This window comes from Methylobacterium sp. C1 (assembly GCF_001854385.1).
Taxonomy (GTDB): Bacteria; Pseudomonadota; Alphaproteobacteria; order Rhizobiales; family Beijerinckiaceae; genus Methylobacterium; species Methylobacterium radiotolerans.
The window spans coordinates 5,467,550-5,479,951 of the sequence record NZ_CP017640.1 but is presented as its reverse complement, the minus strand read 5'-3'; the positions used below and the strand labels follow the sequence as shown (position 1 = coordinate 5,479,951).

6 protein-coding genes are annotated in these 12,402 nt (G+C 74.4%); 2 read left to right on the top strand and 4 right to left on the bottom strand.

Translation table 11 applies throughout. The annotated features are described in order from the left end of the window. Nucleotides 1-5 precede the first annotated feature (5 nt). The 3 genes from BKE41_RS25320 to BKE41_RS25310 form a co-directional block, all read right to left on the bottom strand. On the bottom strand, nt 6-854 hold the full coding sequence (locus tag BKE41_RS25320) for a DUF6456 domain-containing protein (protein ID WP_024828484.1): 849 nt from the start codon (nt 852-854) through the stop codon (nt 6-8). A 93-nt stretch (nt 855-947) separates the two neighbouring features. Then, entirely contained in the window at nt 948-1,172 is a 225-nt protein-coding gene (locus BKE41_RS25315; protein WP_024828485.1) for a hypothetical protein, read from the bottom strand. A gap of 113 nt (nt 1,173-1,285) precedes the next feature. Further along, entirely contained in the window at nt 1,286-2,893 is a 1,608-nt protein-coding gene (locus BKE41_RS25310) for a porin (protein ID WP_046154868.1), read from the bottom strand. 554 nt (nt 2,894-3,447) lie between these two features. Here BKE41_RS25310 and BKE41_RS25305 point away from each other — a divergent pair. Then, a complete protein-coding gene (locus BKE41_RS25305) occupies nt 3,448-5,583 on the top strand; it encodes a S9 family peptidase (protein WP_071000260.1) in 2,136 nt (711 codons plus the stop codon). 195 nt (nt 5,584-5,778) lie between these two features. Here the strand turns inward: BKE41_RS25305 and BKE41_RS25300 are convergent, their stop codons facing one another. Beyond that, nucleotides 5,779-9,219 (bottom strand): AsmA-like C-terminal region-containing protein, encoded by a 3,441-nt coding sequence (locus tag BKE41_RS25300; RefSeq protein ID WP_071000259.1) that lies wholly within the window; start codon nt 9,217-9,219, stop codon nt 5,779-5,781. Nucleotides 9,220-9,616: 397 nt separating this feature from the next. Between BKE41_RS25300 and BKE41_RS25295 the strand changes: the two genes are divergently transcribed. Continuing rightward, on the top strand, nt 9,617-12,010 hold the full coding sequence (locus tag BKE41_RS25295; protein ID WP_071000258.1) for a UvrD-helicase domain-containing protein: 2,394 nt from the start codon (nt 9,617-9,619) through the stop codon (nt 12,008-12,010). Nucleotides 12,011-12,402 lie beyond the last annotated feature (392 nt).

Here is a 12,402-nt window from a genome sequence, read left to right as displayed (position 1 = left end):
CGGCCTCACCCCCGCCAGAGGCGCAGGCGGGCCCGGTCCGGTCCGGTCGCCTCCCGCTCCAGACCGTAATGCTCGGCGAGCCGCCCCAGGGCGATGCGGGCCACGACTTTGGCGGACCGGGCCGGCCAGCGCCGCTCCGCCTCGATCCGCTCCAGCCCCTTCAGGAAGCCGCAGAGGTCGATCAGCAGGCCCGAGAGGTCGCTCCCGACCGCGTCGAGGGCGCCGCGCACCCGCTGCCGGGCCGCGATCACGTGGTCGGCCGCGGAGGCCGGGTCGCGCGGGCCGCCGCCGTCGATCCGGGGCGCCCCGAGATCCGCGCCCATCCGCGGCAGCAGGGCGGCGGCGGTCATGTCCCGCCGCAGCCGCTCACCGGCCTCGAAGGCGGCCGCGTCGATGAGCGGCGCGCCGTCCCGGTCGCGCCGGCGCACCATCCAGGCCAGGGGGTTCTCGGCGGCGTTGCGCAGGGTCGGTCCGGCGCCGCCCTGCACGACGGCCAGCTCCCGGTGCTGGTCCGCGAAGGCCAGGTCCCCCGGCCTGGCCTCGCGGCGCAGGCGCGCCCGCCCGGCCTCGCTGATCGTCAGGCGCGTGCCGGCCGCGTTCCACGTCGCCAGATCGGCCGCCGCCAGGGCCCGCCCCGAGGCGGCCGCGAAGCGCCCGCTCCCCACCGAGATCCCGTCGCCGCCCCGCCGGGTCACCAGCGCCTCCTCGACGAGGGGGTCGGGCCGCGCGTAGGCGCCCGGCTCGCCGAGCCGCGCCAGCAGGCGCGACGCCTCCGCCGGGAGGTCGCCCGCGGCGGCGCCGCGCGGGCGGGCCCCCGCGGTGGCTGAACGGCCGCCCCTGAAAGATTTGTTCATGTTTTGTTCCGTGCATGCTACGACGGACGTGCGAAGCCCCCAGTGTCTCAGGAAAACTTAGAAGGTCAAGGCTTTTTTACCTACAACCCACAGCTATCTCGCGGCGGCGCGCGTCGGAGGCCGGTGCAGGACGTCGGCGATCTCGTCCTCGGACTTGCCGCGGACCTCGTACCCCATGGCCTCGAACCGGTCGATCAGCGCGTCGCTCTCGGCGGCGGAGCGCGCCGCCCAGACGGCGAGGATATCGTTGACGCGCTCCAGGTCCGCGGCGGGTTGATCGTCCTGCGGATCGGGCTGCGGATCGGGGATCGCGTCCATGTCGGCACCTCGGGATCGAACCGGCGACCGTGATGGGTGCCACGGCCGGCGGTTCAACGCCCGAGGTCGGAACCGGCTCCCGGCCAAGCCGGTCTCGCCGCCCGCGGCCGCCCTCAGAAGTCCCGCTGCACGCGCGCGCGCACCTGGATGACGTCGACGTGGCGGGCGGTCGAGACCGGGTTGGCGGGGTTGTTGACGTAGGCCGCGTTCTGGTTGGGATACCGGCCCAGGTCGAGGATGCGGCCGCTCCGGGGCCCGTAGCGCGTGTAGATCGCCTCGACGCCGATATCGAACTCCTTCACCGGCGACCAGATCAGGTTGGCGCCGGCGACGAAGCGGTAGCTGTCCCGCAGCACTTGGCTCAGGTCGAAGAACCGCGTCCCGGGGGTGCCCGGCCCGGTCCCGGTCACGCCGAAATAGGCGCCCTGCGCCGCGCGGGCGCCGCGGGCGAAGCTCAGGGCGCCGTAGGAGCCGAAGAAGGCGGAGCGGACCGCGGGCGTCCAGTAGTGCAGCATCGCCGCCGTGAACGAGTAGCTCGTCGACAGCTGGAGGCGCTGGGTGAAGGGATTGATGACGCCGTCGTTGAAGAACTGGGAGAAGGCCGCCCCCTGCACCGCCGTGGCCGACTGCGCCCAGGGGCCGTTATAGGCCGGCAGGCCGGTATACAGGGCGGTGCCCTCCCCGTAGGCGCCCTGGAGGTAGAGGGTGTCGCCGGTCGCTATCGCTGGCAGGTTGATCTTCACGCCTCCCTGCACGGCCCAGCCGAGGGCGGAGGCTCCGCCGGCCGGAGCGCGGTTGTTGCCCACCGAGACCGGCGCGCCCAGGTTCGAGCCGGCGAACGCGACGCTGCTGAGCAGGCCGTGGTTGACCTCGTGCACGGCGCCCGAGAGCTGCGCGGAGCCCCAGGACTGGTCGGAGCGCAGCACGCCGACGAGGTCGGGCATGCGGCTGCGCTGGACCGTGTCCACGAAGCCCACGCCGGTCGGGCGGCCGGCGGCGTCGTACCCGACGAAGATCGGGGCGACGGGGTTCCCGGGCGAGAGGATCGCGCCGGGGTTCGGGAAGGCCGAGGCCGGAGCGTTCTGGGACGCGTAGACCGGCGTGCGGCGGAACATCGGGTCCTCCACCGACAGCGAGGCGGACAGCCCCTTGCCCAGCGTCGCCGTGTAGGCGGCGAGGTTGGTCGAGGGATTGTCCGAGCCGATGGTGGAGACGATGAACTCGAAGTCGTGGGCGTAGAAATCGAAGAACGAGGAGGCGCGGCCGGCGGTGATGCCGGCGAACTGGATGAACGCCTTGTCGACGTTGAACTGCTGCTGGGCCCGCCCGAACTGGTCGACGCCCAGGGCCGGGAAGGCGCCGCCGATCCGGTTCAGCGCGCCGGCATGCATGGTGGCGAAGCCGGTCCGGCTCCCAGCGTCGAGGCGCAGGAAGGCGCGCAGGGTCCCGTAGGACGTCTGGGTCCGGGCATCGAGGTTGATCCGGAGCCGGCCCTGGTAGCCGCTGTAATCCCCCGGGGTGGCGGCAGCGGTGCCTGAGCGGCTGTAGGAGGGCTGGTAGGCGTACTCGAAGCGCGCGCGGCCGGAGAGGCGCAGGCAGGTATCCGTGCCGGGGATGAAGAAGAAGGCTTGGCCGTAGGCCGAGCAGATCCGCACGTGCTCGATGAGCTGCGATTTTCGCCGATCGGGAAGTTCCGCCGCCGCCACTGGCAGACTCAGCACCCCCGCGACACCCGCCAGAACGCCCGTTGTCCCACGCTTCGTACGATGTTTCCGGTAATCCGCAGACACAACATGCATCGAATCGGCCATTCCACCATCCGCACATCCCCCTTTAGGTCGGACGGATCGCGGCGCCGGATAATCCCAGGCCGGTTATCTCAGGCCTGTGCTCGGCTCGACTTGTCACGACCTGTGCAGCACCCGGGGCGATCCGGTGCCGGGACGCGGCGGAAAACGGCCGCTGCGCCAAGTCCCTGGCGGGTTCGCGGTCCCCGCCGAGACCGCCCGATCCGGCCGCCCCGGCGCGGCTCCGGACGCCGCTCCGGCGCGGGACCGGACGCGCGGATCCCGTCCGCGGCCCGGCCGTTTCCCGCGCCACCGATGCCGCGAGGCAACGGGTCGGCGCCGGTCCCGCGGCCGCGCCGACCCGGCCGGCGGCACAGGGCTCCCGCCCCGGCCCCGCCTCCGGACGCCTTGCATCCGCGCGCCCGGCGGGACACATCCGCTCACCCGGACGCGACACCCGCGCGCGACGGGACCCGACGGGAGAGACGATGACGGAGATCGGCCACGGCTTGCTCGCTCACAGGACCGGCGCGCCGGTGGCCGAGGCCCGGCCGCGGCGCTTCAGCGTCCACGGGCAGGAGATCATTGACGACTACGCGTGGCTGAAGGCCGAGAACTGGCAGACGGTCCTGAAGGACCCGGCCGCGCTGCCGGACGACATCGCCGCCTACCTGAAGGCCGAGAACGCCTTCGCCGAGGCGGCGCTCGCCGGGAGCGCGGAGCTGCGGCGCCAGCTGGTCGCCGAGATGCGCGGGCGGATCCAGGAGGACGAGAGCGGCGTCCCCGAGCCCGACGGGCCCTTCGCGTACTACACGCGCCACCGCGAGGGCGGGCAGCACCCGCTGATCTGCCGGCGGCCGGCCACCGCCCCCGACGTGCCCGAGTCGGGGCCGGACCCGGACGAGACGATCCTCATCGACGGCGACCGCGAGGGCGAGGGCCTGCCGTTCTTCGAGATCGCCGCCGCCGTCCATTCCGACGACCACGCCCGCCTCGCCTGGAGCGTCGACACCAAGGGCTCGGAACTCTACACGATCCGGGTGCGCGACGTCGCCACCGGCCTCGACCTCGACGACCGGGTCGAGGCGACCTCCGGCGAGGCGGTCTGGGCCGCGGACGGCGCGAGCTTCTGGTACGTGGCGGTCGACGCCAACCACCGGCCCGCCAAGGTGATGCGCCACCGCGTCGGCACGGGGCAGAGCGAGGACGAGACCGTCTACACGGAGGCCGACGCCGGCTACTTCGTCCACATCGGCAAGACGCAGTCCGGCGCCTTCCTCGACGTGACGGTGAGCGACCACGAGACCTCCGAGGTCCGGCTCCTCGACCGGCACGCGCAGGACGCCCGCCTGCGCCTCGTCGAGCCGCGCACGCCGCTGCTGATCTACGGGGTCGAGCACCGCGGCGACCGCCTGTTCATCCGCACCAACGCGGACGGCGCCGAGGACTTCAAGATCGTCACCGCGCCGCTCGACGATCCGGGCCGCGCCCACTGGACCGACCTCGTGCCGCACCGGTCCGGGGTGATGATCCGCCACCTGCACCTGCTGGCCGGCCACCTGATCCGGCTGGAGATCGAGAACGCCAGGCCGCGGATCGTCGTGCGCGACCTCGCCGACGGTACCGAGCACACGGTCGCTTTCGCCGAGGAGGCCTACTCCCTCGGCCTGCGGGCCGGTCTCGCCTTCGACACGGCCACGATCCGCTTCGTCTACTCGTCGATGACGACCCCGTCGGAGACCTGGGACTACGACTGCGCGGCCCGCACCCGGCTCCTGCGCAAGCGGCAGGCGGTGCCAAGCGGTCACGACCCGGCCGCCTACGTGACCCGGCGGCTCTTCGCCACCGCGCCCGACGGCGAGCAGGTGCCGATCTCGCTGCTGCATCGCCGGGACCTCGCCCTCGACGGCGGCGCGCCGCTGCTGCTCTACGGCTACGGCTCCTACGGCACGCTGATGCCGGCGGCGTTCCGCACGAACCTGCTGAGCCTCGTCGACCGCGGCTTCGTCTACGCGATCGCCCATATCCGCGGCGGCACCGAGAAGGGCTGGCGCTGGTACCTCGACGGCAAGCGCGAGAAGAAGCCCAACACCTTCACGGACTTCATCGCCTGCGCGCGGGCGCTGATCGAGGCCCGCTACACGTCCGAGAAGCGCATCGTCGCCCACGGCGGGTCGGCCGGCGGGATGCTGATGGGGGCGGTGGCCAACCTCGCGCCGGAGCTGTTCGCCGGGATCGTCGCCGACGTGCCCTTCGTCGACGTGCTCAACACCATGCTGGACGCGGAGCTGCCGCTGACGCCGCCGGAATGGCCCGAATGGGGCAACCCGGGCGAGAGCGAGACCGCCTTCCGGACGATCCTGTCGTACTCGCCCTACGACAACGTCGCCGCCAAGGAATACCCGGCGATCCTGGCGCTCGGCGGGCTCACCGACCCGCGGGTGACCTACTGGGAGCCGGCCAAGTGGGTCGCGCGGCTGCGCGCCACCATGACGGGCGGCGGGCCGGTGCTCCTGCGGATCAACATGGAGGCCGGCCACGGCGGCGCCGCCGGCCGGTTCGACCGGCTGGAGGAGGTGGCGCTGATCTACGCCTTCGCGCTCATGGCGGTGGGCAAGGCCTGAGCGCCGCGCGGGCGCGGCGTCCGCGACGGGGTGCTGCGCCCGAGGCTCTCGGGGTGATCGCCCCCTTCCACGCCCTCATCCCGCGGTGCCCGCCCCGGCGAGCCTCGAAGGAGGGCTCCGGGGGTCACCGTCGGCTCTGGACGGCCCCTTCGCGGCCTCCGCGTCGCCCCGGCCCGTCGGGACGCGGCCGGGGCTTCACGGCCGGGCCTCGGCGGGCGCCGGCGGCTGGGCGATCCCCTCCTCCGGATTGCGGACCCGCTTCGCCGCCTCCTCGGCGGCCTTGTCGGCGGCAGCCCTGTCGGCGGTGGCCTTCTCGGCCGCGGCCTTGAGGGCCGCCGCGCGGGCGCGGTCCATCTCGATCCGGGCGCGGCGGCGCTGACGCTCCACCTGGTCGGCCTCGGTCAGCTCGATCGTCTCCAGCTCGCGCTGGAGCACGAAGGCCGCGAGGCCGTTCGACAGGGTGCCGACGTCGAGCGCGCGCTCCGGCGCGCTCAGGGGCCCGGTCAGGCCGAACTGGACCGCGGGCGGACCGGCATTCCAGCCGCGGGGCACCGGGCCGCCCACGAGCGTGCCGCGGACGTCGAGGCGGCCGGCGCGCAGGTCGTAGCCGACGGTGCCGGCCCAGCGGGCCGGCCCGAGATCGAGGTCGAACGGCCCGGCCCGCAGCACGCCCCCCACGATCGTGGCGGCGGCCCGGGCGGATCCCCGCGCCTGCGCGCCGCCCCGGGCGAGCTCCTCGGTGACCAGGGCCTGGAGCCGCCCCTCGCGGAGCGGGTCGTCCATCTCGGCCGCGCGGGCCAGCGCCCGGCCGAGGGCCGCGGGATCGGCCGCGGGCAGGCTCAGGTCCGTCAGGGTGAGCGCGCCGCTGCCCGAGAGGCTGTCGGCGAGGCCCGACAGGGTCTCGGCCGTGGCGGCGAAGCGCAGGTCGGCGCTCAGGCGGCCGCCGAACGGTCCGCCGGCCAGGATCGGGAGCGCCGCGCCGTCGAGGCTGCCCGAGCCCGAGACCGAGGCCCCGGCCCCGGGCCGGGCGACCGTCACCGAGCCCGCGAGCCGGCCGCCGGCGAGCTTGCCGGTCAGGTCGCGCAGGGTGAGGCCCGCGTCGGCGAGGCCGAGGGCGGCGGCCGCGTCGGTGGCGACGAGGCCGCGGCCGAGATCCAGGCTGGCGACGCGGACGTCGAGGGACACGGCCGGGTGGGCGGTCGGCGGCGCGAACGCGCCGTTGGCGCCCGGCGGGATCACCAGGGCGGCGGCGAGCTGCGGGATCGACAGCCGGTCGAGGGCGAGGCGGCCGTGCAGGGCCCCGCCCGCCGCCCGCAGCAGCGTCCCGTTCACCCCCGCGCCCGCCACCGTGCCGGCGAGCGCGGCGGCGGCCTCGCCCTGCTGCCGCGACAGCGTGACGGTGAGGTCGGCCGGCCACGCCCCCGGCGCCAGGGTCGCGGCGCCGGCCAGCGTCAGGAACGGCGCCAGGTCCGCCGTGTCGGCGCGGAGCGTGCCGCCGGTCGGGACGAAGTCGGGACCGACCAGGATCGGGCGGCCGGTGGCGAGCCGCAGGCCCGCGACCGTGCCGTTCGCCGTCAGGGCGAGGGCCTGGCCGTCCGGCCTCTCGGCGGTCAGGTGCAGCTCGGCGGGCTGCTGGAGCCCCGGGATGTCGGTGCGGCCGAACCACGGCCCGGCCCGCGGCGCCGCGAGCATGGCGGTGCCGCCCTCGATCCGCGCGCCGCGGCTCGCGAGCGTCAGGTCGAGGGTGCCGCCACCGGCGCTGCCCCGGGCCTGGGTCCGCAGGGCCGCGGCCGCGCCGCCCTCCCGGTCGAGGGTGACGGCGAGGTCGAGGGGCGCGTCCCGCAGGAAGGCGGGCAGCAGGCGGATCTCGCCCACCCAGACCCGCTCGAGCAGGCCGAGCAGGGGCGCCGCCGCCGGCGCCTTCAGGCGCCCGGAGACGCGGCCGGTCCCGTCCGCGCCGATCTGCCCGGACAGCCGGGCGCTGGCGCCGGCGAGGTCGGTGACGTCGAGGCTGTCGACCGTGAGGCCGGCGCCGTCCGACTGGATCCGCGCCGCGATCGTGCCGGTGCCGGAGCCCGCGGCGCCGAACCGGACGTCCTTGGCCTCCAGGGTCAGGGCGAGGTCGGTGTCGCGCAGGGTGCCGAGCGCCGTCCCGAGGGGCGGCAGGCCGGCGATGTCGAGGCCGGTGGCGCGGATCTGGGCCTCGAACCGGCCGCGCTCGGTGCCCTCGGCGGCGGTGTAGCGGGCGTTGCCGGTGATCCGCGCCGGCCCGAGGCCCAGGCGCATGTTGCGCAGGGACAGGCCGGTGCCGGCGGCCGACAGGTCGGCGGCGGCCTCGATCTTCCGCCCGTCGAGGAGCGCGACGAGCGGCCCCTCGGCGCCGAGGCGGCGGAGGTAGCGGCCGAGCGCCTCCGAGTCGGGGGCGGCGAGCGCCACCGGACCGGAGAAGCGCAGCGGCGCCGTCTCGACCTGCCCGCTCGCCGTCACGGTGGACTCGGCCGGGCCGGTCACCGCGAAGCGGCGCAGCAGCAGGCCGCCGGCCCGCTCCAGGGTGCCGGTGAGGGCGAGGTTCGACCAGTCCTCGCCGCCCAGAACGGCGCTGCCCACGGTGAGGTCGAGGTCGAGCATCGCCGGCAGGCTGCCGGCCGAGCGCGGCAGGCCGCGGGCGATCAGGTTCTGCCCCTCCGCCGAGGCCAGGAAGGCGTCGAGGTCGAGGCGGCGGGCGTCCAGGGTCAGACCGGCGCGCCACTGGCGCAGGTCGAGCCGTCCGGTGCCGCCGAGCCGCAGGGCCCGGCCGCCGGGGTCGATGGCGAGGTCGATGGCCTCGAACCGCACCTGCGTGCCCCGGGCCTTGAAGGTGCCGGCCAGCGAGAACGGCAGGTAGGCGCCGGCCGCCTGGGTCGGCGGCCCGACGACGAGGCGGGCGGAGCCCTCGGCCTCGACCTGGGTGCCGCCGGCCTCGGCAGGGGCGAGGCCGAACCGCGCGTCCGCCTCGAAGCGCGGCGCCGCGTCGCCGCCGCCCGAGATCTTGGCGGCGAGGCGCCCGTCCGGCCCCGGCGTGCCGCTGACCGCTCGGAACGGGATGCCGCCGCTCGTCCCCTCGATCCGCCAGGGCCCGACCAGGGCCGGCGCCTGCAGGCGGAGGTCCTGGACGTAGAGCTGGTCGGTCCGCCCGGTGGCGGGGACCTGCGTGGTGACGAGGAACTGCTGGATCTGCAGGTTCTCGATGGCGAGGTCGCGGTCGCGCAGGGCTCCGCCGAAATCGGGCGGCAGCTTCAGCGTGTCCGGGCCGGCGACCGGGAGCTTGATCTCGGCCCGGCCGATCCGGGTCTCGGTGAAGCGGAACTCGCCCTTCAGGAGCGGCGCGAGGGCGATCTCGGCCTTGACGAACCGGGCATCCAGGCTCGGGCGGTCCGGATCGGTGCCGAGGTGGAGGCGGTCCACGCGCAGCCGCGGCGACGGCAGCAGGCGGACCTCGATCCGGCCGTCGGTCCGGACCGGCACGCCGAGGGACCGGGCGAGCGCCCGGTCGACGAGCCCGCGATGGGCCTGCCAGTCGACGAAGGGCGGAACCGCGAGCGCCGCCACGAGAACCAGGATGACGGCGCACGCCAGCGCGGTCAGAAGATCACGCAATGGTCCCGTTCCGCACCATCTCTGCGCGAGGCCGCGACCTCACCGGGCCGCCGTGCCCCGCGTGCCCCCGCGAGTCAGTCGCCACGGCCATAGCACGATAAGCCGCCGGGGGCGCCAGCGGCGATGCCACGGTCGGGAGCGGCTCGCGGCACGCCGGGCCTGCGGCCTCCGGACCCGGCGCGGGTCCCCTCTCCCGTGGAGGAGAGGGGGCTCGTCGCGCTCCGCCGCTGGCGGCCCCCGGTCGCACACGTGCCGATCCGCGGCCGCCGAGGGGCAGGCGGCGCGCGCCTGCAGACCCCGGATCGTCCCGGCGCGGACAGCCGCGTTTCACGGCTCCGCCCCCCTCCGCGGCGCGAACGGCCTCGACGCCGTTCGCGATTTGGTCCAGGGAAGCGGGATGCAGAACCGTCCGCATCCGCAGGCCGCCGGGGACGGCGCGCCCGCCACGTCCATCGCCGCCCGCGCCATGGGCGCCCTCCGCCGCGAGGCGGCCGGCTACCTCGAGGGGCTGAACCCCGAGCAGCGCCGCGCCGTCGAGACCACGGAGGGCCCGGTCCTGGTGCTGGCCGGCGCCGGCACCGGCAAGACCCGGGTGCTGACCACCCGCATCGCCCACCTGATCGCCACCGGGCGGGCGCGTCCCTTCGACATCCTGGCGGTGACCTTCACCAACAAGGCCGCCCGGGAGATGAAGCACCGGATCGGCGCGCTGATCGGGCCGGCCGGCGAGGGCATGCCCTGGCTCGGCACCTTCCACGCCATCGGCACCAAGATCCTGCGCCGCCACGCCGAGCTGGTCGGGCTCAAATCCGACTTCACCATCCTCGGCACCGACGACCAGCTCCGGCTGATGAAGCAGGTCATCGCCGACCAGAACGTCGACGAGAAGCGCTGGCCGGCCCGGGCCCTGTCGCACGCCGTCGACGGCTGGAAGAACCGCGGCCTCGGCCCCGAGCAGGTGCCCCCGGGCGAGGCCGCGGCCTTCGCGTTCGGCAAGGGCGGCGCCCTCTACACGGCCTACCAAGCCCGGCTCGCGACGCTGAACGCCGTCGATTTCGGCGATCTCCTGCTGCTCTGCCTCAAGCTCTGGCGGGAGAACCCCGACGTCCTGGCCAATTACCAGGACCGGTTCCGCTACATCCTGGTCGACGAGTACCAGGACACCAACGTCGCCCAGTACCTGTGGCTGCGCCTGCTGGCGCAGGCCCGGAAGAACATCGCCTGCGTGGGCGACGACGACCAGTCGATCTACGGCTGGCGCGGCGCCGAGGTCGACAACATCCTGCGCTTCGAGCACGACTTCCCGGGCGCGGTGGTGGTGCGGCTGGAGCGCAACTACCGCTCCACCGGCCACATCCTGGCCGCCGCCTCCGGGCTGATCGCCAAGAACGAGAGCCGCCTCGGCAAGACCCTGCGCACCGACGACGAGCCGGGCGAGCGCGTCACCGTCACGGGCGCGTGGGATTCCGAGGAGGAGGCGCGGATGCTCGCCGAGTCGATCGAATCCCTCCAGTCCAAGCAGCACCCCCTGTCGGAGATCGCCGTGCTGGTGCGGATCTCCGCGCAGATGCGCGAGATCGAGGACCGGTTCGTCCAGCTCGGGCTGCCCTACCGGGTCATCGGCGGCCCGCGCTTCTACGAGCGCGCCGAGATCCGCGACGCGCTGGCCTACCTGCGCGCCACCGTGAACGTCAGCGACGACCTCGCCTTCGAGCGGATCGTGAACACGCCGAAGCGCGGCCTGGGCGACGCTACCCTGCAGCAGCTCCACACCTACGGCCGCGCCAACCGGCTGCCGCTGCGGATCGCCGCGGAGCGCCTGTGCGAGACCGACGAGCTGAAGCCCCGGGTCCGCTCCACCCTGCGGGCGCTCACCGAGAGTTTCTCGCGGTGGGCGCGGCTCGTGGAATCGCAGCCGCACAGCGAGGTCGCGCAGACCATCCTTGAGGAGTCCGGCTACACCGAGATGTGGCAGAAGGACCGCTCCGCCGACGCCGCCGGCCGGCTGGAGAACCTGAAGGAATTCGTCCGCTCCATGGAGGAGTTCCCCGACCTCGCGGCCTTCCTGGAGCACGTCTCCCTGGTGATGGAGGCCTCCGAGGCCGAGGGCGCCGAGCGGGTCTCGCTGATGACGCTCCACGCCGCCAAGGGGCTCGAGTTCGACACCGTGTTCCTTCCCGGCTGGGAGGACGGCCTGTTCCCGAACCAGCGCGCGCTGGACGAGAGCGGCCGGGCGGGCCTGGAGGAGGAGCGGCGCCTCGCCCATGTCGGCCTGACCCGGGCGCGCAAGCGCGCGAAGCTGTCCTTCGCGGTCAACCGGCGCATCCACGGGCTCTGGTCCTCGACCATCCCGTCCCGGTTCATCGACGAGCTGCCCGAGACGGCGGTCGACGTGGTCGAGGCCCCCGCCCACTTCTCCGCCGGCGCCTCGCGGTTCGACCGCAACCCGGCGCCGTTCGGGTCGAGCTACGGCACGCCGGGCTGGCAGCGGGCGCAGGCCAACACCGCGCCGGGCGGCCGGTCCGGGTTCGGCGCCGCGGGCGGCTTCCGCGCGGCGACCCCGGGCGGCCGGTCCGGCGGCCAAGCGGGCGGTCCGCGCCAGATCGAGGGCGAGCTGATCGCCAAGTCGACCGGCGCGCCCTCGGCCTTCCAGGCCGGCCAGCGGGTCTTCCACACCAAGTTCGGCCCCGGAACGGTCGCCGCGGTCGACGGCAACAAGCTGACCGTTGACTTCGACAAGGCCGGCCGGAAGATGGTCCTCGACAGCTTCGTCCAGGCCGGATCGAGCTAGTCCCGCCGACCAAGCCCGGACGTGTCAGGGCGGCAGGGTCGGCCGGCTTCGCCCGTGCGGGCGGGGAGGATCGCGATCGTGCCGGATGCCGCGTCACCGCGACACCACCGTCCCGAACCTGATGCATCCGCGCCAGCCGCGCGGCTTTTCCGAAGCCTCTCGACCGACCGTCACCCCTTAGTCACACCCGACGCGCAATCGTCGGGCGCGAATCGCGATGGTGCGTCAGTTGCATCGCGTATTCGGCCGCGCACGAAACGTCGTGACGCTCTCCACAGGCGGACGAGCGCGGGGCGGAACCTTCGGCCTGGGGCCGGTATTAAGTTCCGCAAACGAGTAGACCCGGGAGCACGCAGGTAAACGGCAGTTCAGATACAGATCCAGGTTGGCAA

What these genes read in the sequence shown, in the direction of transcription:
- BKE41_RS25320 (WP_024828484.1), bottom strand. Translation starts at nt 854, where the DNA reads ATGAACAAATCTTTCAGGGGCGGCCGTTCAGCCACCGCGGGGGCCCGC.
- BKE41_RS25305 (WP_071000260.1), top strand. Translation starts at nt 3,448, where the DNA reads ATGACGGAGATCGGCCACGGCTTGCTCGCTCACAGGACCGGCGCGCCG.
- BKE41_RS25295 (WP_071000258.1), top strand. Translation starts at nt 9,617, where the DNA reads ATGCAGAACCGTCCGCATCCGCAGGCCGCCGGGGACGGCGCGCCCGCC.
- BKE41_RS25315 (WP_024828485.1), bottom strand. Translation starts at nt 1,172, where the DNA reads ATGGACGCGATCCCCGATCCGCAGCCCGATCCGCAGGACGATCAACCC.